This is a genomic window from Thermus sp. KWY1 (genome assembly GCF_057547025.1).
In genome coordinates, this window is sequence record NZ_BAAJPG010000017.1 from 112483 (window position 1) to 136221 (window position 23739).

Genomic DNA, 23739 nt, shown 5'->3' on the forward strand with positions numbered 1-23739 from the left:
AAGCGACTAAACCTCAAGGCCACACCTCCCACTCCAGCTCCAGGGGCAGTTCTTCCTGGATCCGCTTTAGGAGTTCCAGCACGTCCTTGGCCGTGGCCTGTCCCAGATTAACGATAAAGTTTCCATGTTCTAGGGATACCATGGCGTCGCCCACCCTGAGGCCCTTGAGGCCCCGTTCGTCTATGAGCCTTCCCGCGGAGTGGCCCGGGGGGTTTTTGAAGGCGCAGCCGGCGCTTTTCCGCTTGGGCTGGCCCTTCCTGGCGGCGTCCACCTCGGCCATGCGCCGGCGGATTTCCTCCAGGGGGCGCTCTTTCAGCTTCAGGCGGACCCGGGTCACGATGCCCCCGGGGGGGAGGCGGCTTTGGCGGTAGCCGAAGCCCAGTTCCTGGGGGAGGTAGATGTGAAAACGGCCCTCGTGGAAGATCTCCACCGCCTCGAGGGCATCCGCCATCTCCCCGAACCGGGTGCCCGCATTCATCTTGACCGCACCTCCCACCTGGGCGGGGATGCCGAGGAGGCCCTCGAGGCCGGAAAGCCCTTGGCGGGCAGCCTCCTGTACCAAGAGGGGAAGGAGGACCCCCGCTCCCACCCAGCCCCTTAGGTCATAGGTGGCGAACTCTCCTGCAAGGCGGATCACCCTTTCGGGCACCCCCTCGTCCATTACCAGAAGGTTGGAGCCATTTCCCAGGACCCGGTAAGGAGCCTCCGTGGCCTTAAGGAGGTCCTCCTGGGTTTCCACGGTCCAAAGCTCCGCCGGGCCTCCCACCCCTAAGGTGGTGTAGTCCTTGAGAAGCACCCGCTCAACCCTCATGGACGAGCCTCCAGGCGAGCTCCGTCACGTCCCCGGCCCCCAGGGTGAGCCAGAGGTCCTCTGGGGCGGCGGAGGCCCTGGCGTAGGCCAAGGCCTCCTCCTTGTCGAGAAAACGGGCAGGTTTTCCCAGGGCCAGAAGCCGTTCGGCGATCCTTCGGGAAAGGGCTTCGGGGGAGATACCCGCCTTTTCCCCTGCGGTGTACACGGGAAGAACCACCACCTCGTGTGCGGAGGCTAGGGCCTCGGCAAAGCCTTCCCAAAGCTCCTGGGTACGGAGGAGGCGGTGGGGCTGGAAGAGCACCCGAACCCGGCGGCCCAGGAGCTTGGCGGTGGCCAGGGTGGCCTTCACCTCCGTGGGGTGGTGGGCGTAATCGTCCACCACCCACGCACCCCGCACTTCCCCGATTTTTTGGAACCGGCGCCCCACCCCCGGGAAACGGGCCAGGCCCTCGAGGATGGCCTTGGGTTCCACCCCGAAGCTTAGGGCGGCTAAGGCGGCAGCCAGGGCGTTTTGCACGTTGTGAGCGCCCGGGACCTGGAGCCTGGCCTCCCCCAGGGTCCGGCCTTGGTACACGAGTTGGAAACGGCTTCCCGTGGGTCCAAGCTCGGTTTCCTCGGCCCAAAGGTCCCCTCCCTCCCCGAAAAGCTTCCTGGGGAGTCCCTGGGAAAGCCTTAGAAGCCTGGGGTCGAAGGTGGGCACCACCACCGTCTTGGCCCTGCTCAAAAAGCCCCGCATGGCTTTTTCCAACTCCTCCAGGCTCGCATGGTAGTTGGGGGCCCTTTGCCCGGCGGGGGCGATGTGGTCCGCCTCGAGGTTGGTGGCCACCGCCACCTCCACCTCCACCTCCTGGAAGAGGGGATCGGACTCGTCCACCTCCGCCAGGCGGGGGCCGAGGCCGAAGCGGGCGTTTCCAGGTAGGAGGGAAAGCTCGCCCCCGAGGAGCACCCAGGGATCCAGGCCCGCGGCCAGGAGGATGCTGGCCAGCATCCCCGTGGTGGTGGTCTTGCCGTGGGTACCGGTAACCCCCAAGGAGGGTCTTTGCCTTAGCAGATGGGCAAGAAGCTCCATCCTCCTCAGCACCCGCATCCCCTTGCGCCTGGCTTCCTCCACCTCGGGGTGGTCCAGGGGGATGGGGGTGGGAACCACCAGGGTGTCCTCCTCCTGGAGATGGGCGGGATCATGGCCCCTATGGACCGGGACCCCCAGGCTTTCCGCCCGCCGGCCAGGGGCTAGGTCGCACCCGGTTACCTCTATTCCTGCTCCCAGTAGGAGGCGGGCCAAGGCGCTCATGCCCACTCCCTCGAGGCCCATGATGTGTACCCGTGTCATAGGAATTCCTCCAGCCAATCCGCCAGCCTGCCCGCGGCGCCCTCAGGGGAAAGGCGGGCCATACCCTCCCGGTAGGGCTCGGGGTGGGCCAGGATCCCTTCCACCTGCTTGGCAAGCCTCGCCAGATCCCCAAGCTCCGCTCCGCCTGCCTGCCGGTAGGCTTGGGCGTTGGCCGCCTGGGCACCTCCGTCCAGGCTGGGGGAAAGGGGAAACAGCAAGGCGGGCAGGCGGTGGTAGGCGGCTTCCGCCAGGGTGCCCGCCCCGGCCCGGGCGAGGAGGAGATCCGCGGCGCTCATGGCCAGGGGGGCGTCCACGAACCCCGCAACCCGGTAGTCCTCTTCCTCCAGATGCCGGTAGCGTTCCAGCCAGCGCTCCCCCACCTGGTGAAGGACAGGGAGGCGTAGGGGTTTCAGCAGGGGAGGGAGCTTCTCGTTGAGTTCCAGGCTGCCCTGGCTTCCCCCGAGAATGAGGAGCAAGGGCTTGTCCGGGGGGAAGCCCAGCCTGGCCTTGGCCTCGGCCTTGGGGTAGCGTACCTCCCGCACGGGGTAACCGGTGACCCGGGCCTTGCGGGCAAGCCCAGGGGAAAGGGTTACCGGCACGGAGAGGGCGAGACCCCGGGCCATGGGGGCGAGGAGCCTTATGGCCAGACCCAGCTTGGCGTTTTGCTCGTGGAGGAGGACGGGAATCCCCTTGAGTTCCCCCACCATGGCCCCGGGAAACCCGGCATACCCTCCCGTGGAGAGGATGGCCCTGGGCCTTGTCCCAACAAGAAGGCGCCAGGCGGCCCTAAGGCCTAGGAGGAGTTTCTGGGCTTCCTTTGGTTTGAAGGCACTCCGGTCCAGCTTGCCTGCGGGGATCAAGGCGTGGGGAATGGAGGTCTCGGGGAGGAGGCGGGCCTCGAGGCCCCCTTGGCTTCCCAGGTAGAAGACCTCGAGGCCCCGCTTCCTGAGCTCCTCCGCCACCGCCAAGGCGGGAAAAAGGTGCCCCCCGGTTCCGCCCCCAGTCAGGAGGACCATGGCTCCACCCCCTTCCTGGACGCTTCCCGGGCCAGGCGCATCAGGGCGCCTACGGCGAAGCCGGAAACCAAAAGGGAGCTTCCCCCATAGGAAACCAGGGGAAGGGGTACCCCCGTGACCGGCAGGAACCCCACGGTCACCCCGATGTTCAGGGCAGCCTGCAGGGTGAGGTAAAGGGTAAGGCCCAGGGCCACCAACCCCAAGGGTCCAGGGAGCCTGAGGGCCAGGGAGAGCCCCCGGGCGAAGATCAGAAAATAGAGCAAGAGCACCATGAACCCTCCCAGCCAGCCGGTGGCGAAGACCACGCTGGCAAAGACCATGTCGTTGTGGGCCTCGGGCAGGTGCGGCAGGTTGCCCGAAGGACCCTGGCCAAGGGGACCGGCCAGGATCAAGGCCTTCTGGGCCTGGAGAACCTGGTAGGCGGTCTGGGAGGGGCTGGCTTCACCTTGAAGGTAATCCAGAAAGCCCGTAAAGCGCTCGGACACATAGCGGAAGCGGGCGAAGTAGATCCCGGAAAAGGGGGCTAGGACCATGGTCCCTGCCAGGCTCACCATGATGAGCCTCCGCCAGGGTACCCCCGCCAGGATGAAGAGGAGGCCGGCCAGGGTTACCAGGAAGAGGGCGGTGGCGAAGTCGGGTTCCACCAGCACCAGCCCTGCGGTGAGGCCCACCAGGGCTGCGGCCCCCACGATGGGGTAGTCGTTTCCCTTCCGCCCCACGAAGGAAGCCAGGTAATAAACCAGCACCACCTTGGCGAGTTCCGAGGGTTGGAAGGCTAAGGGCCCCAGGTAAAACCACCGCCGCACCCCTCCCGGGCCGCTTCCCACCAGGAGGACCAACGCGAGGAGAACGAAGGTGGCGGCAAGCAGGAAGCGGGCGTGGCGAAGGAGCCTTGCGGGAGCCAGGAGAAGGCCCAGGATCATGGCCCCAAGCGCCACGCTGATGCGAAGGAGATGGTTGGGAAGGAGGGTTGGCTCGGCCACCCCCACCCCCAGGAGGCCGAAGGCCATGAGGAGAAGGGCGCTTAGGAGGAGGATGGGATCCATGGCTCACCTCCTAGGGCGTAGACCGCTTCCCGGAAGGCTTGGGCGCGGTCCTGGTAGTCCCTGAACTGATCGAAGCTGGCGGCCAGGGGAGCCAGGAGGACGCTTCCCCGTTCCAGGCGCTTTAAGGCCTCGGCCACCGCCTGCCGTAGGGCGGCCCGCCCGTCGGTCTGGGGGAGGACCACCACCTCCACCCCACCCCCTAAGGCCTCGGCCATCTTGGGGCCATCCCGGCCGATGGCCAAAACCACCCGTACCCGGGAAAGGAGAGGGCGTAGGGCCTCGAGGTCGGCTCCCTTGTCCTCCCCGCCCAGGATCCAGGCGATGGGGGCTGGGGCGGCCTCCAGGGCAGCGGCCACCGAGGGAGTGCGGGTGGCGATGGAATCATCGATGAAAACCACCTCCCCCTTGCGGGCAAAGATCTGGAAGCGATGGGGAGGGGAGGGGAGGGTTTTTAAGCTTTCTTGAAGAAGATCGGTGTTCAAGGGGCGGCCCAGGAGTTCCAGGTAGGCCCGGGTCGCCTCGAGGGCCGCCCTCAGGTTGGTTTCCCTGGGGGAGTTCCCCGGGGTAAAGGGGTAGAGCCGGGCGGGGGAGGCCAGGGCCGCCCGCCGCACCTTGGGGTCCCCTTCGTTGTAGACCAGGGCGTCCTCGTGGGTGAGGTTCTTGAGGAGGTTCAGCTTGGCCTGGTGGTAGGCCTCCACGCTCCCGTGCCGGTCCAGGTGGTCCACCCCCAGGTTGAGGAGGACCGCCACCCGGGGGTGGAAGGTGTGGATCCTTTCCAGTTGGAAGCTGGAAAGCTCGGCCACCGCCACCTCAGCCTCGTCCACCACGCTCACCAAGGGGGGATCCACATTGCCCCCCTCGAGGGCCTTAAGCCCCTGCCCCTTAAGGAGATGGGCGGTGAAGAGGGTGGTGGAGGTTTTGCCGGCGGTGCCGGTGATGCCGATGATGGGGGTGGAGGAGAGACGATAGGCCAGCTCGGCTTCCCCAAGGATCAGGGCCCCGCGGGCCTTCAGGGCCTCGAGGTGGGGGTGGGAGAGGGGTACCCCAGGGGCGGCCACCACCTCCGGGTAGTCCCCCTCCAGGTTCCAGTCCGGAGTAAAGCCCAGGCTCAAAGCCTCCTGCACCTCTATTTCCTTGGGACGGTCGTCGTAGAAGCGGGCGGGGAGTCCCCGCTTCCTCAAGAAGCGCAGAACCCCAAGTCCGCTTCGTCCCAGCCCATAGACCAGGATCATGCTCCTCCCCCCAGGCTGAAGGCCAAGGCCGTGGCCAAGGCGGTGAGGACGGTGAAGCGGAAGACGATCTTGCTTTCTTCCCATCCGGAAAGCTCCAGGTGGTGGTGCAGGGGGCTCATGCGCAGAAGGCGCTTCCCCGTCCTCCGGAAGTAGAGGACCTGAACCACCACGGAGAGCACCTCCAGTACGGGGATGATGCCCGCCAAGGGCAGAAGCCAAAGCTTTCCCGTAAGGGTGAAAAGCCCGGCCAGCATGGCCCCCAGGGCTTGGCTTCCCGTGTCCCCCATGAAGACCTTGGCCCGGGGGGCGTTGTGCCAGAGGAATCCCAGGAGGGCGCCCAGGAGGGTTTGGGCAAAGGGGTAAGGGTAAAAGGGAAGGAGGAGCACGGCGGCGATGCTGGCTAAAAGCCCATCCAGGCCATCCGTGAAGTTGAAGGCATTGGCCGCGCCCACCACCGCCACGAGGATGAGGAGCACATCCGCAAGGGGCCAGGGAGTGTAGGCCACCTCCCGCACCGCCCAAAGGGCAAAGATCAGGGCCATGAGGGTCTGCAGGGCGAGTTTCTCGCGGGCCCTTAGGGGCCGGGCGAGGCTTCCCGCTAGGTCGTCCAAAAGCCCCAGGAGGGCGAAGCCCAGGCCCAGGAGCCAAAGGCCGGCGAACCCGTCCCGCCCTATCAGGCTGTAGGCCAGAAAGCCCGCCAGGAGGAAGGCCACACCCCCCATGCTGGGGGTACCCTGCTTGGCCAGGTGGCTTTGAGGCCCGTCGGTACGCACCTTTTTGCCCAGGCCCAGGCTTCTCATGAACACGATCCAGACTGCGGTGAGGAACCAGGAGAGGAGAAGGGCTAGGGCCATACCACCTCCTTGCAGGAAACCACCCGCCTGCCCGGGATGAGGTAAAGGGTTTCTCCCCAGGCGGCAAAGTCCTGGGCCTCCGCCACCGGTTTGGCTCCCTCGGGCCGCACCAAGTAGACCCAGCCCTCCATGAGGGCCACCACCCCGCACGCCCCGGCCTGGGCTTTGCGGACAACGTGGGGCAGGGGGAGGAGGAGGCCTTCCGGGTAGAAGTAGGCTTCCTGGCCCAGGGCCACCACCCCGGTGTCCAAGGCCACCACCTGGGAGAAAGCCCCCGGGCGGAGAAGGGTGGCTTCCCGGTAAAGCCCCTTTTCTCCTACCCAGAAGAGCCCTTCTTGGCCCCAGGTGGCGTCCCGGGCAGGGTAGGGGAGAAATTCTTCCCCCATGTACACGCCTTCTCCTAGCCCCACGACCACTTTCCCTGAAGAGGCCCTAAGAAATCGTGGGATGCCCGGCAGGGGAAGGCTTTGCCAATGGCCGTCCCGGTAGATGAGAAGCTGGTACGGGTAGGCGGCGTAGAGGCTTTGCTGGTCAGCATCCAGCAAGAGGGGAGGTCCTGGCAGGGCCACAAAGAAGCGGCCCGTCACCCATCCTCCCTCAGCAAAGCCGCCTGGGTAGGAAAGCACAGGGGCAGTGGCCTGGAGGGGAGCACAGGCGCTGAGGAGGGCGAGAAGGGCCAGGGCGTTCAGGCGTCCCATAGCTCCAGAATCCTTTCCAGGCCCACGCTCCTCGAGGCCTTCAGGTAGACCAGGTCCCCAGGCTGAACCCGTTCCTTGAGCCAACCTACGGCTTCCTCGAGGCCCTCTGCTGCTTCCCCGTCTAAGGAGGCCTGGTCCTTGGCGTAGGGACCCAGGTACAGGGGCTTAAGGCCCAGCCGGGCTGCTTCCTGGGCCACTTCCAGGTGAAGCCTTAGGGCTTCCTCCCCCAGTTCCCGCATCTCCCCCAGGACCACCCACTTCCTGCCGGGTTGCAGGGCCAGCCAGGCCAGGCCCGCTTTAACCGAAAGGGGGTTGGCGTTGTACGCGTCGTTCAAGAACACCACCCCATCCTTTTCCCGCCGCTCCATCCGCCCCGGGGGAAGCACCAGGTGGGCTAGCCTCTCCGCCACTTCCTTGGGATCCAGGCCCAGCATCTCCGCCACCCCCAAGGCGGCCAAGGCGGCCAGGGCCGGGCCCATGCCGGGGTAGGGGATATGGACCTCGAGGGCCCCGTAGCGGAAGCGGCTTTCGTGAAGGAGAAGCCTCAGGTCCTCTCCCCGGAAGGTGGCCTCGCCAAAGCCGTAAGTGGGGAGGCCCCGGCCCAGGCCAAAGCGCTCCAGGACCTCCGCCGCCTGGAGGCTCACCAGGGCCTGGGGGGCGGAGAGCAGGCCGGCTTCCTCCTCCACCACTCCCTCGAGGCTGCCGAAGGCTTCCAGGTGTTCCTCTCCCAAGGCGGTAAGCACCGCAAGGTGCGGCCTGGCCAGGCCCATGAGCTCGGCCATCTCGCCCACCCGATCCACCCCGAGCTCCACCACGCAGCCCAGGGCCTGGGGATCCAGCCTCAGGAGAAAGCGGGCGAGAGGCGGAGCCGTGTTCTGGTTGCCCGGAGGAGCGGGGAATCCCAGGCCTTGGGCCAGGGCTTCCTTGGTGGTGGTTTTACCCGAGCTGCCTCCCACCGCCACCACCTGGCCGGGGAAAAGCTCCCGCAAGGCCCTTCCCAGGCGGAGAAGGGCTTGGTGGGTGTCCACCACCTCCACCGTGGCGGGTCCCGGACGGTCGGAGAGGACCAGGTGGGCTCCTTTGGCCCGGGCTTCGTCCACGTACTCCCGTCCGTGGGCCCGTTTCCCGGGCAAGGCCACGAAGAGGCTGCCGGGGGTGGTCTCGCGGCTATCCCAGTGGAGGTCGCGCACGGGTTTCCCCCCGGGGTGAAGCCTTCCCCCGGTGGCCCTGGCCACCCACTCCGGCGTTACTTCCCTAACATGATGAAGATACACAAGCCACTCACCGCCCTTCAGCATAGGGGGGTACGCCCCGGTACGCCAAGAGCCCGGCGGCCACCTCCCGGAAGATGGGGGCGGCCACCAGGCTACCGTGGATCTCTCCTTTGGGATGGTGGACGGCCACCACCACGGTGTAGAGGGGTTCATCCCCGGGCACGAAGCCGGCGAACCAAGCGGTAAAAACTTCCTTGGAATATCTTCCGTTTACCACCACCTGGGCGGTTCCGGTCTTGCCCGCCAAGGGGTACCCTGCCAGGGAGGCACGGGGAGCAAGGCCTTCCTGCAGGGCCTGGCGGATGGCCCTGGCGGTGGCGGGGGAGAAGACCCGCTCAGGCTGGCCTTCTTGCTGGGCGAAGAGCCTGGGTGGGCGGTAGAGGCCGTCCACCAGGGTGTTGAAGGCAGCGGTGAGGTGAAGGGGAGTGATAAGGAAACCCTGGCCGAAGGTGTGGTTGGCGTAGGCGGCGGGGCTCCAGGTACGGGGAGGGGTAACGATTGGGCTAGCCACCCTGACCCCGGGCAGGGGGGTGGGATCGGTGAGGTGTAGGCGTTCCATATAACGGTAAAACACCTGCTTGGGCAGGGCCTCGGCCAGCAAGCTGATGCCCACGTTGGAGGAGTAGCGAAGCACCTCGGCCAGGGTGAGGACGGAAGGGTGGGGAATCACGTCCCGGATGGTCCATTCATCCACCACTCGTTGCATGGGGGCTTCCACGCGGGTGGTGAGGCTGGCCGCTCCTTCCTCTATGAGCATGGCGGCGGTGAGGGCCTTCATGGTGGAGCCAGGCTCCAGGGGTACCAGAAAGGCGTGGTTCCGCCAGGAGATGTCCCGGTTGGGATCCCCCCTGGGGGCTAGGGGATCAAAGGCTGGCCCGTTGGCCACGGCCCTGAGGTTGCCCTCCCGGTCCATGACCAGCAGGGTGCCAAAGGTTCCCCGGCTTCCCGCCAGGCCCTCCCAGAGGGCCTTCTCCGCAAGGGCCTGGATCCAGGGGTCCAGGGTGAGTGTGAAGGAGCGGCCCGCCTCCAGGGCCCCGTTCAAATCCCGTTCCAGCCCCTCAAGCCCCTTCCCCGTGCCCCGTTCCCCGAAGCCCAGGAGCTGACTGGCGCTTTTCCCCAAGGGGTAGTAGCGCCCTTCCTTGAGATCCAGGGCCAAGGGGGTGCCATCCTGGGCATACAGGGTGCCTCGAGGGGGAGCGGCGGGAGGCAAGGGAGCGGAGAGCCTTGGAGGGCGGGCGATCAGGCTGTAAAGGCCCAAGCCGAAGAGGGCCACCCAGAGGGCGAATCCCAGAAAAACCCAGGAGACCCGGCTTACCCCTACGGTCACTCCCCCCACCTCCCTTGGCTCATGGGCACGAAGCCCTTTTCCTTGGCCCAGGAGAGCACCCGGTGGGGCTCGTTGGCCTGCCACCTCTCCTTGAGCAAGGCTTCCTCCCGGGCTTTGAACCTGGCGAGCTCCTCTTCCATCTTGGCCAGGTGCGCCTTCTCCACTTGGTTGCGGTGGCCCACGGCGAAGACCAGAAGGAGGGCTAGGAGGTAGAGGAGGCCGAAGCGAAGGGTTGTGCCCAGGCTTCCCTGGCGGTGCATCAGGCCACCTCCTTCTCCGCCGCCCTGAGCTTGGCGCTACGGGACCTGGGGTTCTTCGCTACCTCCTCTGGGCTTGGGGTGATGGGCTTTTTGGTGAGTATCTTGAGGCTGCTTTCCTTCAGGAAGCGCTTCACCACCCGGTCTTCCAGGGAGTGGAAGGTGATGACCAGAAGCCTTCCTCCAGGGGCCAAAACCTCCTCGGCTTGCCTGAGGAACTCCTCCAGGGCACCCAGCTCGTTGTTCACGTACATCCGGATGGCCTGGAAGGTTTTACGGGCGGGGTGTCCTGCCTTCCGGAAGCCCACCGCCCGCCGCACCACCTCGGCCAGCTCCAGGGTGGTGCGGATGGGGGCTTTCTGCCTTCTCTCCACGATGGCCTTGGCGATGCGATGGGCCTGCTTCTCCTCCCCCAGGTCCAACAGGATCCGCCGGAGGTCTTCCAAGGGAAGGGTGTTCACCACCTCGTAGGCGGTGGGGCCCTCCTCCCCCATGCGCATGTCCAGGGGGCCTTCCCTCTGGTAGCTGAAGCCCCGCTTGGGATCCTCCAGGTGGAAGCTGCTCACCCCTAGATCCGCCAGGATGCCCGCCACCTGGCTAACCCCGGCCTCCTGGAGGACTTCCTTTAGATGGCGAAAGTTCCGCTGAAAAACCCTAAGCCCAGGGAGTCCCAGGGCCCTTGCCCGGGCCACGGCCTCGGGGTCCTGGTCCAGGCCGATGACCAGGCCTCCGCGTTCCAGGATGCCCTTGGTGTGCCCAGCCCCCCCCAAGGTGGCGTCCACGTACACCTGCCCCGGGCGGACTTGCAGGAGGTTTAGAACTTCTTCGTAAAGAACGGGAATGTGCTCGGTAATGGCGTCCATAGTCTCCTATCCGATAAGCCCCTTGAGGGCCTCGGGGGCCGGGGGGTTTTGCATGATCTCCTCAATGGTCTTCCACCAGCGTTCCTGGCTCCAGATCTCCAGCCGTCCCGGGGCGCCGGCGATCACCACCTCCCCACCTTCCTGAAGACCAGCGAACTGGCGGAGGGGTGGGGGAATCAGGACCCGGGAGGCGTTGTCCATGCGGGTTTTGTGGGCCCCGGAGTAGAAGAAGCGCACGAAGGCCCGGGCCTGGGCGTCGGTGAGGGGGAGGTTGACCAGCTGCTCCTCAATCTTGCGCCAGCGGTCCGAGGGAAAGACGTAGAGGCAGCCCTCCATTCCGCGGGTGAGCACCAGGCCGTCCTCGAGGAAATCCCGGAAGGGGCCGGGGATCACCACCCTCCCCTTGTCGTCCAGGCTGTACTGATACTCGCCGAAGGGCATTTCCCACCTGGTCCCACCCTCTGGGGCTGGCTGGGCCTGGGCGTCCGGTTTGGAGCCTTACCCGCAGAGGAGTTCTTGCCCAGGAGTATAGCACGGATTCCCCACAGTTTTCCACTACCTCCCACCTCTGTCCCACCCAGTTCCCACCCCTGATGCAAAGAAAAACCCCAAGCCGAAGCTTGGGGAGCCCCAGGACAGGGCGTAAGCCGGGTTCTGTTTTTGGCGGTCATCTCTCTGGGGCCGGCGTCGCCGCCGGCCTCAAGCGGCCCATCCCAGGGGTTGTGGCGGGCCGGGCAAGCCCTTCCCCTCTACTGGGCCTTGCACCGGGTGGGGTTTGCCGTGCCGCCCCTGTTTCCAGGAGGCGCGGTGGGCTCTTACCCCACCGTTTCACCCTTGCCCGCACCAGGCCTTGGCCTGGCCGCTGGCGGTCTTTTCTCTGTGGCACTTTCCGTCGGGTTACCCCGCCCAGCCGTTAGCTGGCACCCTGCCCTATGGTGCCCGGACTTTCCTCACCCGGGAGGTTCGGCTCCCGGGCGCGACCGCCCCCCTGTCCTGGGGCATCCTTTATTCTAGTCCAGCTAGGGAGTAAAGTGAAGGCGTGAGGCTTCCCTGGTACCTGCCCCTTCTCCTCCTCTTTTTCGCCCTGGTGGGGCTTGGGGTTTTGGGGATTCTCTGGCTCCTGGCGGTTTTGGGCGTGGGGGTAGGGGTGTTCTGGATGGCCTGGGAGCGGCTACGCCGCCGCCTCTTCGGCCCCAGGTGGCGTCGCCTGCCCCCGCCTTGAGGTTGCGGGATGCCCCGGGGTCCTGGTAGAGTAGGAGATGGTTTTGCGCACGGCCAAGACCGTGCGAAAGGAGGCGAAACGTGAAGGAAGGCATCCACCCCAAGCTGGTTCCCGCCCGCATCATCTGCGGTTGCGGCAACGTCATCCACACCTATTCCACCCGCCCGGAGATCCACGTGGAAGTGTGCAGCAACTGCCACCCCTTCTACACGGGGCAGCAGCGCTTCGTGGACACGGAAGGCCGCGTGGAGCGCTTCCAACGCCGCTACGGGGATTCCTACCGCAAGGGACGGTAAGGGCAGGTTTTTGGTCTCCGGCGAGGCCTTAAAGGGCCTCGCCGCTTCTGTGGTTAGGGTCAGGAACAGGGTTTCCCGTGGCGGCTCCCTTCGGCTTATTCCCAGCACTTCTATGGGGAGTGGGGCAGGTGTGCTTTTATTGTCCCCTCTTCCCCAAGATCGCTCCCTCCGCTAGCTACCCGTCATAAGCGCGGGCCAGGGCCTCTTCGTGGGGGTTGAGGGGAGTTGGCAAAGAAAGACCAGGGCCTTCCCCTCAGAGCCTTCCTCCAACATCCTCCGAACCCGGTCCAAGGCCCCCATTTTGGAGAAAGTATACCCTATGCCCGGGTAGAATCTGGGCCAGGATGCCCCCGGTACTGCATCGTCAGGGTTGGATTGAGGTTATCACCGGTCCCATGTTCTCGGGCAAGAGCGAGGAACTCATCCGCAGGGTCAAGCGGGCCCTCATCGCCCGGCAGCGGGTTTTGGTGTTCAAGCCCCGGCTGGACACCCGCTACCACGAAAGCCAGGTGGTGAGCCACGACGGCCAGCGGGTGGAGGCCATCCCCGTGGGCGAGGCCAGGGAAATCGAGGCGTACCTATCCCCCTTGCCCCAGGTGGTGGCGGTGGACGAGGTCCAGTTTTTGGATGCCGGCCTTCTCTCCCTGGCGGAGGATCTGGCCCGCCAGGGCGTACGGGTGATCCTGGCAGGGCTGGATTTGGACTTCCGGGGTGAGCCCTTCGGCCTCATGCCCGAGCTTTTGGCCCGGGCGGAGTTCGTGGAGAAGCTTACGGCCATCTGCGCCCAGTGCGGGGCCCCTGCCACCCGCACCCAGCGCCTGGTGAACGGAAAGCCTGCCCGCTACACGGACCCCGTGATCCTGGTGGGAGCCAAGGAGCACTACGAGCCCCGTTGCCGGGCCTGCCACCAGGTGCGCTACTGAGAGAGGGGCAGGGGAGCCCCTTTGCGCTTCTTGAACCGTACCTCCAGTACCCCCTGGCGCAGGCTTGCCTGGGCGGTGCCCTCCTCGATGGGGCCGGGCAGGTCCAGGGTGCGGCGGAAGGTGCCCATGGGCCGTTCCTCCAGGAGGTAGACCCCGGGCAGGGGATGGCGGATCCCGGCCAGGGTGATGCGGCTTCCCTCCTCCAGAAGCTCCAAATCCTCGGGGCGCACCCCGGGGAGGTCCACGAGGAGGACGTAGTGGTCCTCGTCCTCGAGGAGGTCCACCTTGGGGGTCCAGGCGGCGGGTTCCTCCCCTGTGAGCTGGTAGGCCAGCTCGGCGATGCGCTCCTGTAGCTCTTTCAGCTTGCGCAAGGTCTCCAGGCGGTCTAAGCGCTCCAGCATGCCCTTAGCATAAGGGATGTGAAGGCGATCCCGGTCCTGGCGGGCCCCACGGGGAGCGGGAAGACCCTCCTGGCCTTGAGGCTTGGGGAGGAGCTTCCCCTCGAGGTGGTTTCCGCCGACGCCACCATGGTCTATCGGGGCCTGGACATCGGCACGGACAAGCCCAGTCCGGAGGAAAGGCAAAGGGTTCCCCACCACCTGGTGGACATCCTGGAGCCCTCCGAGGCCCTGAGCGTGGTGCGCTGGGTGGAGCTGGCGGAGGCGGCCATCGCCGATATCCTGGCCCGGGGAAAGGTGCCTTTGGTGGTCGGGGGGACGGGGTACTACATCCGGGCTCTTTCCCAGGGGCTTCCCACCCTGCCCCCACCTGATCCAGAGGTCCAGGAGGCCCTTTGGCGGGAGCTCGAGGAAAGGGGTCTTGAGGCCTTGGTGGCCGAGCTTTCCCGGGTCAGCCCGGAGGATGCCCTACGGGTGGATAGGAACCCCAGGCGGCTGGTGCGGGCTTTGGAGGTGGTAAGGCGCACGGGAACGCCCCCTGCCCGCTTTCCCCTTCGCCCACCCCGGTTCGCCTACAGGAAACTGGTTCTCTGGCCTGAGCGCACCTGGCTTTTCCCCAAGCTGGAGGAAAGGGCCAGGAGCCAGTTCGCCCGGGGTCTGGTGGAGGAGGTGAAGCGCCTGTTGGAGCGGTACCCCGCCATGCCGACCGCCCTTCAGGCCATCGGCTACAAGGAGGTGGTGGGATACCTCCAGGGTGCGTACAGCCTGGAGGAAGCGCTGGCCCGGGATATCCGGGCGGTGAAGGCCTACGCCAAAAGGCAGTACACCTGGTTCCGCCACGAACCCGGGGACGTCACCTATTTGCCGAGGGGAGGCGAGGAGGCTTACTGGGGCTTTCGGGACTGGCTTGATCTCCACTTCGGGCTATAGTAGGGGCATGTTGGCCCACGAGATCCGCGCCAAGGTGGCGCAAGGGGAGGTATCTCCCCTGGAGGTGGCCCAGGTTTACCTGGAGCGGATCCGCTCCTTGGACCCAGGCCTTGGAGCCTTCCTCACGGTAAACGAGGGGGTGCTGGAGGAGGCCCGTTCCCTGGACCCTACCCTTCCCCTTGCGGGGCTTGTCGTGGCCGTTAAGGACAACATCGTCACCAAGGGAATCCCTACCACGGCGGGAAGCCGGCTTCTGGAGGGTTTCCTGCCCCCTTACGAGGCCACGGCGGTGGCCCGGCTAAAGGCCCTTGGCGCCCTGGTCATAGGCAAGACCAACCTGGACGAGTTCGGGATGGGTTCCTCCACCGAGCACTCCGCCTTTTTCCCCAGCCGGAATCCCTTTGACCCCACCCGGGTGCCCGGGGGGTCCAGCGGGGGAAGCGCGGTGGCGGTGGCGGCGGATCTAGCGCCTTTGGCCTTGGGGTCGGATACCGGGGGAAGCGTGCGGCAGCCTGCGACCTTCTGCGGGATCTATGGCCTTAAGCCCACCTATGGCCGGATAAGCCGCTATGGCCTTATCGCCTACGCCTCGAGCCTGGACCAGATCGGCCCCATGGCCCGCTCGGTGCGGGATCTCGCCCTGATCATGGATGCCATCTCCGGTCCCGATCCCCTGGACGCCACTAGCCTGGACCTGAAGCCCCGGTTTCAGGAGGCCCTGGCGGAGCCCCTGCCCTCCTTGCGGCTTGGGGTGGTGCGGGAGGCCCTTTCCGGGAATAGCCCCGGGGTGGAGGAGGCTTTGCGGCAGGCCTTGGAGGTTTTCCGGGGGCTTGGCCTTCAGGTGAAGGAGGTGTCCTGGCCTTCCCTGCCCCTGGCCCTAAACGCCTACTACATCCTGGCCCCTGCGGAGGCCAGCTCCAACCTGGCCCGTTACGACGGGACCCTTTTCGGCTATCGGGCCGAAGGGGAGGAGCTGTGGCGGGTGGTGGAGGAGACGCGGGCCCGATTTGGCCTCGAGGTGAAGCGCCGCATCCTGGTGGGCACCTTTGTGCTTTCCAGCGGGTACTACGAGGCCTATTACGGCCGGGCCCAAGCCTTCCGCAGGCGGCTTAAGGCGGAGGCCCAGGCCCTTTTCCAGGAGGTGGACCTCCTCCTCCTCCCCACCACCCCCCATCCCGCCTTTCCCCTGGGAGGCAGGCCCGATCCCTTGGCCATGTACCGGGAGGACCTCTACACCGTGGGGGCGAACCTGGCGGGCCTTCCCGCCCTATCCTTCCCCGCCGGCTTTGAGGATGGCCTTCCCGTGGGCCTTCAGCTTTTCGCTCCCTGGGCGAGGGATGAACTCCTCCTGCAGGCGGCCTTGGCTTTTGAGGAGGCTACCGACCGGGCTTTCCTTCGTACCCCCTTGGGCGAGGCTTTGTAGTGGAGGCCTTTTTCCGCCACCGCCTGGCCACCCGCCTGGCCCGAAGGCTTAGGGCCGAGGGCAGGCCCTTGCCCCTTCCCGCCCTGGGGGAGGCCCTGGGGCTAAGGGGTCCGGTGGAGCCCGTGGTGCGGCCCCTCTTGGACGGGCGCTTCCGCTTGGGGGAGGAGGTGGGGCTTTGGGAGTGGCACTACCCTTTCCCCTATCCCGGGGAGGCGGTGGTGGTCTTGGACCTGGAGACCACCGGGCTTTCCCCCGGCCTCAACGAGGTGATCGAAGTGGGCTTGGTGCGGCTGGAGCAAGGAGAGCGCAGGAGCTTTCAGAGCCTGGTGCGCCCGAGCCGCCCTCCCAGCCCCTTTATCGAGAGGCTTACGGGGATTCGCGCTTGGGAGCTGGAGGAGGCTCCTTCCCTCGAGGAGGTTCTGGAGAAGGCCTACCCCCTCTTGCGGGGGGCCACCTTGGTCATCCAAAACGCCAGCTTTGACCTGGGGTTCCTGCGGCCCGCCCTGGAGGGCATGGGCTATTCCCTGGAGAACCCGGTGGTGGACACCCTCCGCCTGGCCAAAAGGGCCATGCCTGGCCTCAGGCGCTACGGCCTGGACGCTCTTTCCCAGGTCCTGGAGCTTCCTCCCAGGGAAGCCCACCGGGCCCTTGGGGATGTGGAGCGTACCCTTGCCGTGGCCTACGAGGTGTATTATATGCTCACTTCAGGGATTCCCCGTCCCTTGGTGGACCTCGGGAGGTGATATGACCGCACGCTATGTGCTGACCAGCACCTGTATTCAAACGGGAACCATGACCTTAACCGTCTCCCTCCGCCAGCATCTCCTCGGCAAGGAGCGGGTGCGCTTCGTGGACGAGGATGGGGAGGTGTACGAGGTGGAGGTGGACTGGAAACAGGGGGTGGTGCGGGGGCTTCTGCCCTACTATCAAAAGCGCCGCCTTGCCGTGAACGAGACCATCCTTCTCCACTTCCGTGGGGAGGAAGTGGAGCTTAAGGCCACCCCTAGGGGCCTCCCCCGGCTTGGGCAGGCGGAGTCCAGGGAGCCTGTCCAGCCCGAGAGGCGGGAGGCGAGGCCGGCTGCTTCCGGGAAGGAATCCAAGGAGGCAGGGGATCCCAGGCCGGAGAAGCGGCGGGTACGGGTGACACCCTATCCCAAGGAGGTGCTTTTCCCCAACGAGCCGCAAAGGGCCTTGGAGCCCCCCGGGGTTACCGAGGACTTGAGGCGGCTTGGCTTCCTCCTGGAAGGCGGCCCGCCGTGGGTGTACAAAGCCCCCTTGGGGCGCCGCCAAGTGCTTTTGGTGTTGCTGCGTCCGGGGGAAGGGGAGCCCAGCCTGCTCAAGTCCTACCGCCAGCAAGGGGCGTACGTGGCCATCCTGGCGCCGGAATCCCAGAAGGAAGGGGTGCCGGAGGGAGTGGGATACCTTTCCCCGGAGGCGGTGAGCCGCCTGGTGCGCCTTAAGGCCCGCTTTCCCCTTTCGCCTTTGGACCTGGAGGACCTTCTTCGGGAAGGTTTTGTGGACCTCGAGGCGGTGGAGTCCCTGGAGGACCGGCTGGTGGCCGAGCTTTCCGAGCGCGGGGCCTTCGCCGCCTTCCTCCTCTTGCTTTCCCGCAAGTCCATGGGGGAGGTGTTTTTGCTGGCGGATCTGGAGGCGGAGGCCTTGGAGGAAGGCCTCATCCCCGAGGTGGTGCGCCAGGGGGTGGAGGTGCTCTCCCAGCCTCCCTTCCTCGTGCTCAAGCGCCTTTCCCCAGGGGAGTTCCTCTTGAGGCAGGGGGTGGAGGAAGCCCTTTCCGACCTCGAGGCCTTCGCCCAGGGACTTAGGAGCCGCTTGAGCCGCGTCCGTGGGTCTTTTTGACCAGGCTGGCCTCCCCCAGGGCCAGGTCAAAGCTCTGCCGGGCCCTCTCCTTCAGGGCCGCCACCTTTTCCCAGTCGGGGTAGCGGCCGTACATGGCGGCCTTGGAAAGCTTGATGGGGTCGCCGGGGAGTTCCTGGTAGTAGGCCCCGGTTTCCTTGGCGAAGGCGGCCACCTTAGGGTCGTAGGAAAGGGCGGCGAAGGGGGTGCCGGCGGCCGCGGCCAGGATGAGGCCGTGCAGGCGCATGGAGATCACGTATCCCGCCTGGGCGGCCAGGTAGAGGACCCGCCTGGGATCGGCGGTCTTCTCCACCCGGTGCAGGCGGAAGATCTCGATGACCTCGTCGTCGTATCCCGGCTGGAGGAGGAGGACCAGCACCCTTCTTCCCTCGTGCACCAGGTGGTTGGCGGTGATGTAGAGGTTGGTGAGGGCTTCCTGGTCCACCCCAGCCCGGGGAATGACGAGAACCAGGTCCTCTTCCCGCTTTACGGGGGGCGGGGTGAGGAGGAGGGCAGGGTCGGCACCCAAGGCGGGGGAAAGGCCCAGATTCTTGGCGTACTCCCAGGAATCCTGGTCGCGAAGGATTATGGGCACGCTCCGCAAGGCCCGTTTCACCTGCTTTTCCCCCCAGGGGGTGAGGGGGCCGAGGGACTGGTTGAATACCACCACCCTCTTGCGGAAGAAGCGGGCAGCCCGGAGCACGGACAGGTAGTAAAGAAGGCTTAGGGAGCTGGTGGCGTCCTGCAAAAGCCCTCCGCCCCCCAAAAGCCAGAGGTCCGCCTGGAGAAGGGCCAAGGGGTTTAGGCGATGGGCGGCCCGGATCCCGTGCTCCTTAGCGGTCTGCCTGGGATCGCCGGAAAGGGCGAGAACCTGGTGCCCCCGGGCCTTCAGCTCCCGGGCGATGGCCTCGAGGATGGCCTCGTCCCCGGCGTTTTTAAACCCGTAGTACCCCGCTACCCCAACCACCATGCCCGAAGCCTCCTTACCAGCATAACCCCGAGAAACCCGAGGGAAACGCCCAAAAGCGCCCCGTTCACCACCCGGAAGAAGGAGATGGGAAGGGGGGTGTGGAAGTGGCTGAAGGTGTTCAGGATGGAGGCCACCCCGAGAGCGGCAAGGAAGAGGAGGCTGTTTTGCACCCACCTCGGCCAGGGAAGGAGGAGGGCCAGGGGGAAGAGGGCGTGGCCGAAGACCTCCTTGAAGCGGGGGCGCACCATGAGGTCCTGGAGGAAGCTCCTAAGCTTCAGCTCCAGATCCGGGACCAAGGGGGCCTCGTTGCCCCGGCGCAGCAGGGCCAGGAGGAGAAGGGCGAGGGCCATCCCTGCCAGGGCCACCTCCCCCAGGCGCAGGGGGTGCAGGAAAAGCCGGGTCAGGGTTTCCTTGTAGTTCCTGTCCAGGAAGCTGAGGGCCACCAGGAGGGGAGGCACCAGGAGGGTGAGGGAAACGCCCTTGAAGGCCTGAAGCCCCAGGATGGTCTCCGGGGTGGAGCCCAGGGCCGAGAGGAAAACCGTCCCGGCCAGGGCGTAGCCCAGGGTGCGAAGCCACATCCAGAGGCCATTCCTGGGACCCAGGAAGCCCAGCACGGGAAAGACCAAAGCAGCTAGAAGGGCTCCCGCCTGGCTTCCCGCATACCCCAGGGCCAGGAGAAGAAGGAGGAAGGCCACCCCCGGCCCGTACACGGATAGCCCCAGGGCCAAAAGCCCTAGCCCCGATACCACCCCCACCCAGGCGGCCAGGCGGAGGGAGCTTGGCGTGAACTCCCGGACCACGGGGTGGCCCAGGGGAATGTGGCTGGCCTCTAGGCCCTCCTGGATCCGCCTAAGGAGGTGTTCCGTGTCCTGGCGGTAAGGATAGGGCCGGAGGTAGAGGAGCTGGTGGCCCCGTTCCCGGGCGGCCAGCACATACTTGTCCGCGGCTTCCTCGGGGGTCAGGGTGAGCTGCCACTCGTACCGCAGGCTAAAAAGCCTCAGGATGCCCTTTTCCCGGTAGGCGGCAAGCCCGGGCTGGGGCGTGCCCTCAATGAGGGCCACGGGTACCGGGACCCGCTCTTGGGCTTCCTCCAGGCGGTAGGGGTAACCCAGGGCCTCGAGGCCAGCGAAGACCACGGCGTCCGCCTCCTTGGGAACGATGGGCAGGGAAGCATCCAGGCGGCGGTAACGCTGGTTGATGGGGCGGACCGCCACGAAAAAGCCAGCTTCCTTGGCGGCCCGGACCTCCTCCAGGGGATAAAAGGCAGGGAAGGCCTGGACATCCAGGGGGAAGCCCAGCCAGGGACCCACCCATTCGTGGGGAAGGTCATAGGCCGTCTGTAAGAGCTCCAGAAGCTCCCGGTTGCCCCGGAGGTAGTACCAGCTGGGTTTGGCGGGTAGCCCCGCTTCCAAAAGCTCCCTCCCGCTCCGGTAAAGAAGCTCCCCTTGCCCCACCCAGTCCTTCACAAGCCGTTCCGGGAAGGCCACCCCTCTGACCCCCAGGGGGCGGTAGGACTCCAGCACCTCTAAAAGGCTTTTCCCTTGGCTTTGGGCCTCCTCCCGCAGGGCCTCCGCATCCAGGAGGAGCACCACGGGACCTGGCCGCTCCGCCCGCAGGCGGGGTGGAAGGGCCAGGAGGGAGGGCACCAGGGCCAGGAGGAGGAGAAGGTGGAGGAACCTTTTCATGCCACCCCCATCTCCGCCAGGCGGGCCAAGGCTTTGGCCTTGAGCATCTCCAAGGCCACCGGGTTTTGCCCGCCACCGGGCAGGATCACGTCCGCATGCCGCTTGGTGGGTTCCACGAAGGCCAGGTGCATGGGTTTTACCTTTTCCAAGTACTGGCGCACCACGCTTTCCAGGCTACGCCCTCGTTCCTGGACGTCCCGCTCCAACCGCCGGATGAAACGCTCGTCGGCGTCCGCATCCACGAAGACCTTGAGGTCCATAAGGGCCCTGAGGGGCTCGGGGTAGAGGACCAGGATGCCCTCGAGGATCACCACGGGAGCGGGCAGGACCCTTTCCGTCTTCGGGCTTCGGGTATAGGCCCGGAAGTCGTAAAGGGGCATTTCCACCGCCTGCCCGGAAAGGAGGGCGTGCACGTGCTCAAGATAGAGGGGAAGGTCAAAGGCCTCCGGGTGGTCGTAGTTGGCTTGGAGGCGCTCCGGGAAGGCCACGTGGGAAAGATCCCGGTAGTAGTGGTCCATGGGGAGCAGGGCCACCCGCTCCCCCAAGGCCTTGGCCAGGGAGCGGGCCAGGGTGGTTTTGCCGCTGGCGCTTCCCCCAGCGATACCTATGATGAAGGGCTTATCCCGCCGGCTCACCCTTCCATGATAAGGGCGGGGGAGGGCATCCCCCGCCCAAAGGCCTATTCCTAGCGGGCCACCGCTTCCCGTTCCTGGGCGTGGCCGATGGTCTGGTCGCTTTCCACGTCAAAGGCATGGAGGCGGGAGGTGTCGGCCAGAAGCTCCACCCTATCCCCGGGCTTCACCGGAGCGTGGCCGTCCACCTTGGCCACCAGGACCGTGCCGTCCACGCTCACGTGGATCTCGGTTTCCGCCCCCAGGGGCTCGGCCACCTCCACCTCGCCCCGGATGACGTTTTCCTCCTCGGGAATCACCGTGTAGCCCTTCAGGCCCAGGTGCTCGGGGCGGATGCCCATCCAAACCTCCTTGCCCGCATAGGGCCTCAGGGCCTGGGCCAGGATGGGGTTGGCCCGGACCCGGAAGCCCGGGGCCACCAGGTATACCTTTTCCCCCTGCGCTTCCACCCCAGCCCGGATGAAGTTCATGGAGGGGCTACCGATGAAGCCCGCCACGAACCGGTTGGCGGGGAAGTCGTAGAGGTTTAGGGGAGTGTCCACCTGCTGGATCTCCCCATCCTTCATGACCACGATGCGGTGGCCCAGGGTCATGGCCTCCACCTGGTCGTGGGTCACGTAGATGGTGGTGACCCCAAGCCGCCTTTGCAGCTTGGCGATCTCCGCCCGCATCTCCACCCTGAGCTTGGCGTCCAGGTTGGAAAGGGGCTCGTCCATGAGGAAGACCTTGGGCTCCCGCACGATGGCCCGGCCCATGGCCACCCGCTGGCGCTGGCCGCCGGAAAGCTCCCGGGGCTTGCGGTTTAGAAGGTGTTCGATCTTGAGGATGCGGGCGGCCTCCTTCACCCGGCGGTCAATCTCGTCCTTGGGGTAGCGCCTTAAGCGCAGGCCGAAGGCCATGTTCTCGTAGACGTTCATGTGGGGGTATAGGGCGTAGTTCTGGAAGACCATGGCGATGTCCCGGTCCTTGGGAGGCACGTCGTTCACCAGGCGGTCGCCGATGTAGATGCGGCCCTCGGAAACCTCCTCGAGGCCAGCGATCATCCGCAGGGTGGTGGTCTTGCCGCAGCCCGAAGGCCCCACGAAGACCACGAACTCCCCGTCCTCGGTTTCCAGGTTGAAGTCCTTGACCGCCACCACCTTGCCGAAGCGCTTCCAAACGTGCTCCAGCCTAACCTTGGCCATGCTTTACCTCCTAGGCCCCGCGCTTTGAGCCCGCAAGGTAGCCCTTTGGGCTGACCTTGGCCCATCGGGGGTTCGGGGGCATTATATACCGCCTGGGCTACTCCCTTCGGGGAGGATCTTTCCCAAAGCGGGCCAGGTCTGGAATGCAGGGGGAGGGCGGGGTTGGCCTTTCAGGCGGGGGTTCTTTTCACAAGATTTTCAAAGGGAGCGGGTAGGCTGACCATCGGTCCAGGAACTCGGACCGGGTTTGGCGTTAGGTAACGTGCAAGGAGGTACGTATGTTGAAGGGTTTTAGGGATTTCATCATGCGGGGCAACGTGGTGGACCTGGCGGTGGCCGTGGTCATCGGTGGGGCCTTCGGCCAGGTGGTGAACTCCTTGGTGGCGGATGTCCTCACCCCCTTGATCGGGGCTTTGGGAGGGGCGCCGGATTTTTCCGCCATCAAGCTGGGGCCCATCGCCTTGGGGAAGTTTATCAACACCGTGGTGAACTTCCTGGTGGTGGGGGCGGCCATCTACTTCTTGATCGTGGTGCCCATGCAGGAGATTGAAAAGCGGCGCAAGAAGGCGGAGGAGGCGGCCCCGCCCCCTCCTCCCGAGCCACCAGAGGAGGTCAAGCTTCTTCGGGAGATTCTTTCGGAGTTGCGGCGGAAGGCCTAAGCCGGTTCCAGAGGAAGAGCGCCAGGTACCCCAGGCCGAGCTCCGGCCTGGGGTTTACCGTTACGGAAAGGGCGAAGGCGTGGAAGAAAAGGCTTTCCAAAACGTGGCGCGGGGTACGCAGGAAAAGCTTTTTGAGGGCAGGCCCCTGCTGTAGGATCAGCGCCCCCAGGTAGGGAAGGTAGAACCAAGGGCCGGTGGCCAGACCCAGGGCGGAAACCCCCAGGCTGGCGAAGGCCAGGCCCCGAAGGAAGGGCAGGGGTTGGAACCCCAGGGGGTGGAGCTGTTGCCACAGGGGTTCCTCCCCTCCTGGCCAGGGGGTTCTTAAAAGGAGAAGCCTTTTCCCCTCGTGCCCCCCCAGGTAGAGGTGGGGCTCAGGGGCTACCCCTAGGGGGAGGAGGTGGGTGGGGTTTTCCTGAAGGGTTTGGTAGAGGAGGGGGTCCAGGGGAAGCCCGTCCACCAGGTACCAGGCGTGGGGCTGGCCGGAGAGGAGAAAGCCAAAGGCCCTTTCCACCTTGTGTCCCTTGTGGGCTAGGATGCCGGGCCAGGCCTCCGGGGGTTCAAAGAGCAGGGTTTTCCCCCAGGGGGGGAGGTGCTTCAGGGGTTCGGTTTTCAGGGGAAAGCGCACCTCGAGGATCTCCCCCTCGGAGAGGGAAAAGCGGGCCAGGAGGTTCCCCTGGGCCTCGTACACCTCCTCGGGCCGCCGGGAGAGGAAGAGGTCCCCCACTTTCTGCCCGGGAAGGCTTTGGGGCAGGGGAAGCAGGAGGGTTTCCTGCCCTGGGCTTCGGTAGCGGAGGCGAAACATGGGCTCTGGCATAAAGGGGCCGCCGGCGGGACATGATACCACGTGGGGATGTTGAC

Annotated in this window: 26 protein-coding genes and 1 other RNA gene; 8 read left to right on the plus strand and 19 right to left on the minus strand. The window is 65.9% G+C overall.

What is annotated here, in order from left to right:
- Positions 1-13: 13 nt before the first annotated feature.
- The 13 genes from AC27GT_RS05215 to rnpB all read right to left on the minus strand — a co-directional run bounded on the left by AC27GT_RS05215 (position 14) and on the right by rnpB (position 11704).
- Entirely contained in the window at positions 14-811 is a 798-nt protein-coding gene (locus AC27GT_RS05215) for a UDP-N-acetylmuramate dehydrogenase (RefSeq protein ID WP_038069537.1), read from the minus strand.
- Positions 801-2141 carry a UDP-N-acetylmuramate--L-alanine ligase gene (gene murC, locus AC27GT_RS05220; protein ID WP_487223650.1) on the minus strand — a complete coding sequence of 447 codons (1341 nt, stop codon included), beginning with the start codon at positions 2139-2141 and terminating at the stop codon, positions 801-803. The genes AC27GT_RS05215 and murC overlap by 11 nt, the downstream gene beginning before the upstream one ends.
- Positions 2138-3157 (minus strand): UDP-N-acetylglucosamine--N-acetylmuramyl-(pentapeptide) pyrophosphoryl-undecaprenol N-acetylglucosamine transferase, encoded by a 1020-nt coding sequence (locus AC27GT_RS05225; protein ID WP_015717337.1) that lies wholly within the window; start codon positions 3155-3157, stop codon positions 2138-2140. Before AC27GT_RS05225 ends, murC begins: the two co-directional genes overlap by 4 nt.
- Positions 3145-4203, minus strand: a complete 1059-nt coding sequence (locus AC27GT_RS05230; RefSeq protein WP_487223651.1) for an FtsW/RodA/SpoVE family cell cycle protein — start codon at positions 4201-4203, stop codon at positions 3145-3147. Before AC27GT_RS05230 ends, AC27GT_RS05225 begins: the two co-directional genes overlap by 13 nt.
- On the minus strand, positions 4182-5435 hold the full coding sequence (locus AC27GT_RS05235) for a Mur ligase family protein (RefSeq protein ID WP_487223652.1): 1254 nt from the start codon (positions 5433-5435) through the stop codon (positions 4182-4184). Before AC27GT_RS05235 ends, AC27GT_RS05230 begins: the two co-directional genes overlap by 22 nt.
- A complete protein-coding gene (locus tag AC27GT_RS05240; protein WP_487223653.1) occupies positions 5432-6289 on the minus strand; it encodes a phospho-N-acetylmuramoyl-pentapeptide-transferase in 858 nt (285 codons plus the stop codon). Before AC27GT_RS05240 ends, AC27GT_RS05235 begins: the two co-directional genes overlap by 4 nt.
- Positions 6280-6987: a hypothetical protein gene (locus AC27GT_RS05245; protein ID WP_487223654.1), complete on the minus strand. Its 708-nt coding sequence runs from the start codon at positions 6985-6987 to the stop codon at positions 6280-6282. Before AC27GT_RS05245 ends, AC27GT_RS05240 begins: the two co-directional genes overlap by 10 nt.
- Positions 6975-8285, minus strand: coding sequence for a UDP-N-acetylmuramoyl-tripeptide--D-alanyl-D-alanine ligase (locus AC27GT_RS05250; RefSeq protein WP_487223655.1), 1311 nt, complete (start codon positions 8283-8285; stop codon positions 6975-6977). Before AC27GT_RS05250 ends, AC27GT_RS05245 begins: the two co-directional genes overlap by 13 nt.
- Positions 8269-9588, minus strand: coding sequence for a peptidoglycan D,D-transpeptidase FtsI family protein (locus tag AC27GT_RS05255; protein ID WP_487223656.1), 1320 nt, complete (start codon positions 9586-9588; stop codon positions 8269-8271). Before AC27GT_RS05255 ends, AC27GT_RS05250 begins: the two co-directional genes overlap by 17 nt.
- Complete coding sequence (locus AC27GT_RS05260) at positions 9585-9848, minus strand: hypothetical protein (protein ID WP_054391857.1); 264 nt, start codon at positions 9846-9848, stop codon at positions 9585-9587. Before AC27GT_RS05260 ends, AC27GT_RS05255 begins: the two co-directional genes overlap by 4 nt.
- On the minus strand, positions 9848-10708 hold the full coding sequence (rsmH, locus tag AC27GT_RS05265; RefSeq protein ID WP_019551119.1) for a 16S rRNA (cytosine(1402)-N(4))-methyltransferase RsmH: 861 nt from the start codon (positions 10706-10708) through the stop codon (positions 9848-9850). The genes AC27GT_RS05260 and rsmH overlap by 1 nt, the downstream gene beginning before the upstream one ends.
- A 6-nt stretch (positions 10709-10714) precedes the next feature.
- Entirely contained in the window at positions 10715-11149 is a 435-nt protein-coding gene (mraZ, locus tag AC27GT_RS05270) for a division/cell wall cluster transcriptional repressor MraZ (protein WP_038028266.1), read from the minus strand.
- Between the two features lie 186 nt (positions 11150-11335).
- An RNA gene (gene rnpB, locus AC27GT_RS05275) (RNase P RNA component class A) lies at positions 11336-11704 on the minus strand.
- A 43-nt stretch (positions 11705-11747) separates the two neighbouring features.
- Here rnpB and AC27GT_RS05280 point away from each other — a divergent pair.
- From AC27GT_RS05280 to AC27GT_RS05290, 3 genes are all read left to right on the plus strand, one after another.
- Positions 11748-11930: a hypothetical protein gene (locus tag AC27GT_RS05280; RefSeq protein WP_019551117.1), complete on the plus strand. Its 183-nt coding sequence runs from the start codon at positions 11748-11750 to the stop codon at positions 11928-11930.
- A gap of 80 nt (positions 11931-12010) precedes the next feature.
- Positions 12011-12226, plus strand: a complete 216-nt coding sequence (rpmE, locus tag AC27GT_RS05285) for a 50S ribosomal protein L31 (protein WP_015717326.1) — start codon at positions 12011-12013, stop codon at positions 12224-12226.
- Between the two features lie 344 nt (positions 12227-12570).
- The gene (locus AC27GT_RS05290) at positions 12571-13149 is read left to right on the plus strand and encodes a thymidine kinase (protein ID WP_041438428.1); all 579 of its coding nucleotides are present in this window, start codon (positions 12571-12573) and stop codon (positions 13147-13149) included.
- Here the strand turns inward: AC27GT_RS05290 and AC27GT_RS05295 are convergent.
- Complete coding sequence (locus AC27GT_RS05295; RefSeq protein WP_015717323.1) at positions 13143-13550, minus strand: Hsp20/alpha crystallin family protein; 408 nt, start codon at positions 13548-13550, stop codon at positions 13143-13145. The two genes, AC27GT_RS05290 and AC27GT_RS05295, sit on opposite strands and share 7 nt — an antisense overlap.
- An 18-nt stretch (positions 13551-13568) precedes the next feature.
- Between AC27GT_RS05295 and miaA the strand changes: the two genes are divergently transcribed.
- The 4 genes from miaA to AC27GT_RS05315 are packed head-to-tail and all read left to right on the plus strand — an operon-like array spanning position 13569 to position 17754.
- On the plus strand, positions 13569-14477 hold the full coding sequence (gene miaA, locus AC27GT_RS05300; protein WP_487223657.1) for a tRNA (adenosine(37)-N6)-dimethylallyltransferase MiaA: 909 nt from the start codon (positions 13569-13571) through the stop codon (positions 14475-14477).
- A gap of 7 nt (positions 14478-14484) precedes the next feature.
- Positions 14485-15900: an Asp-tRNA(Asn)/Glu-tRNA(Gln) amidotransferase subunit GatA gene (gene gatA, locus AC27GT_RS05305; protein WP_487223658.1), complete on the plus strand. Its 1416-nt coding sequence runs from the start codon at positions 14485-14487 to the stop codon at positions 15898-15900.
- Positions 15900-16643, plus strand: a complete 744-nt coding sequence (locus AC27GT_RS05310) for a 3'-5' exonuclease (RefSeq protein WP_370533982.1) — start codon at positions 15900-15902, stop codon at positions 16641-16643. Before gatA ends, AC27GT_RS05310 begins: the two co-directional genes overlap by 1 nt.
- Before the next feature lies 1 nt (position 16644).
- Entirely contained in the window at positions 16645-17754 is a 1110-nt protein-coding gene (locus AC27GT_RS05315; RefSeq protein ID WP_487223659.1) for a hypothetical protein, read from the plus strand.
- Here AC27GT_RS05315 and csaB read toward each other — a convergent pair.
- Genes csaB through AC27GT_RS05335 form a run of 4 tightly spaced genes read right to left on the minus strand, consistent with a single transcriptional unit; the run spans position 17717 to position 22222 of the window.
- A complete protein-coding gene (gene csaB / locus AC27GT_RS05320; protein ID WP_219759552.1) occupies positions 17717-18721 on the minus strand; it encodes a polysaccharide pyruvyl transferase CsaB in 1005 nt (334 codons plus the stop codon). The two genes, AC27GT_RS05315 and csaB, sit on opposite strands and share 38 nt — an antisense overlap.
- Entirely contained in the window at positions 18706-20406 is a 1701-nt protein-coding gene (locus AC27GT_RS05325) for a DUF5693 family protein (protein WP_487223660.1), read from the minus strand. The genes csaB and AC27GT_RS05325 overlap by 16 nt, the downstream gene beginning before the upstream one ends.
- Positions 20403-21041 (minus strand): uridine kinase, encoded by a 639-nt coding sequence (udk, locus tag AC27GT_RS05330; RefSeq protein WP_015717316.1) that lies wholly within the window; start codon positions 21039-21041, stop codon positions 20403-20405. Before udk ends, AC27GT_RS05325 begins: the two co-directional genes overlap by 4 nt.
- A gap of 50 nt (positions 21042-21091) precedes the next feature.
- Positions 21092-22222 (minus strand): ABC transporter ATP-binding protein, encoded by a 1131-nt coding sequence (locus AC27GT_RS05335; RefSeq protein WP_015717315.1) that lies wholly within the window; start codon positions 22220-22222, stop codon positions 21092-21094.
- A gap of 278 nt (positions 22223-22500) precedes the next feature.
- Here AC27GT_RS05335 and mscL point away from each other — a divergent pair, with 278 nt between their 5' ends.
- Positions 22501-22881: a large conductance mechanosensitive channel protein MscL gene (mscL, locus tag AC27GT_RS05340; RefSeq protein ID WP_015717314.1), complete on the plus strand. Its 381-nt coding sequence runs from the start codon at positions 22501-22503 to the stop codon at positions 22879-22881.
- Here the strand turns inward: mscL and AC27GT_RS05345 are convergent.
- Entirely contained in the window at positions 22835-23683 is an 849-nt protein-coding gene (locus AC27GT_RS05345; protein ID WP_487223661.1) for a hypothetical protein, read from the minus strand. The genes mscL and AC27GT_RS05345 overlap by 47 nt on opposite strands.
- Between the last annotated feature and the right edge of the window lie 56 nt (positions 23684-23739).

Coding starts and splice junctions, on each gene's coding strand:
- AC27GT_RS05215 (WP_038069537.1), bottom strand. CDS start 811: ATGAGGGTTGAGCGGGTGCTTCTCAAGGACTACACCACCTTAGGGGTG.
- murC (WP_487223650.1), bottom strand. CDS start 2,141: ATGACACGGGTACACATCATGGGCCTCGAGGGAGTGGGCATGAGCGCC.
- AC27GT_RS05225 (WP_015717337.1), bottom strand. CDS start 3,157: ATGGTCCTCCTGACTGGGGGCGGAACCGGGGGGCACCTTTTTCCCGCC.
- AC27GT_RS05230 (WP_487223651.1), bottom strand. CDS start 4,203: ATGGATCCCATCCTCCTCCTAAGCGCCCTTCTCCTCATGGCCTTCGGC.
- AC27GT_RS05235 (WP_487223652.1), bottom strand. CDS start 5,435: ATGATCCTGGTCTATGGGCTGGGACGAAGCGGACTTGGGGTTCTGCGC.
- AC27GT_RS05240 (WP_487223653.1), bottom strand. CDS start 6,289: ATGGCCCTAGCCCTTCTCCTCTCCTGGTTCCTCACCGCAGTCTGGATC.
- AC27GT_RS05245 (WP_487223654.1), bottom strand. CDS start 6,987: ATGGGACGCCTGAACGCCCTGGCCCTTCTCGCCCTCCTCAGCGCCTGT.
- AC27GT_RS05250 (WP_487223655.1), bottom strand. CDS start 8,285: ATGCTGAAGGGCGGTGAGTGGCTTGTGTATCTTCATCATGTTAGGGAA.
- AC27GT_RS05260 (WP_054391857.1), bottom strand. CDS start 9,848: ATGCACCGCCAGGGAAGCCTGGGCACAACCCTTCGCTTCGGCCTCCTC.
- rsmH (WP_019551119.1), bottom strand. CDS start 10,708: ATGGACGCCATTACCGAGCACATTCCCGTTCTTTACGAAGAAGTTCTA.
- mraZ (WP_038028266.1), bottom strand. CDS start 11,149: ATGCCCTTCGGCGAGTATCAGTACAGCCTGGACGACAAGGGGAGGGTG.
- AC27GT_RS05290 (WP_041438428.1), top strand. CDS start 12,571: ATGCCCCCGGTACTGCATCGTCAGGGTTGGATTGAGGTTATCACCGGT.
- AC27GT_RS05295 (WP_015717323.1), bottom strand. CDS start 13,550: ATGCTGGAGCGCTTAGACCGCCTGGAGACCTTGCGCAAGCTGAAAGAG.
- gatA (WP_487223658.1), top strand. CDS start 14,485: ATGTTGGCCCACGAGATCCGCGCCAAGGTGGCGCAAGGGGAGGTATCT.
- AC27GT_RS05315 (WP_487223659.1), top strand. CDS start 16,645: ATGACCGCACGCTATGTGCTGACCAGCACCTGTATTCAAACGGGAACC.
- csaB (WP_219759552.1), bottom strand. CDS start 18,721: ATGGTGGTTGGGGTAGCGGGGTACTACGGGTTTAAAAACGCCGGGGAC.
- AC27GT_RS05325 (WP_487223660.1), bottom strand. CDS start 20,406: ATGAAAAGGTTCCTCCACCTTCTCCTCCTCCTGGCCCTGGTGCCCTCC.
- AC27GT_RS05335 (WP_015717315.1), bottom strand. CDS start 22,222: ATGGCCAAGGTTAGGCTGGAGCACGTTTGGAAGCGCTTCGGCAAGGTG.
- mscL (WP_015717314.1), top strand. CDS start 22,501: ATGTTGAAGGGTTTTAGGGATTTCATCATGCGGGGCAACGTGGTGGAC.
- AC27GT_RS05345 (WP_487223661.1), bottom strand. CDS start 23,683: ATGTTTCGCCTCCGCTACCGAAGCCCAGGGCAGGAAACCCTCCTGCTT.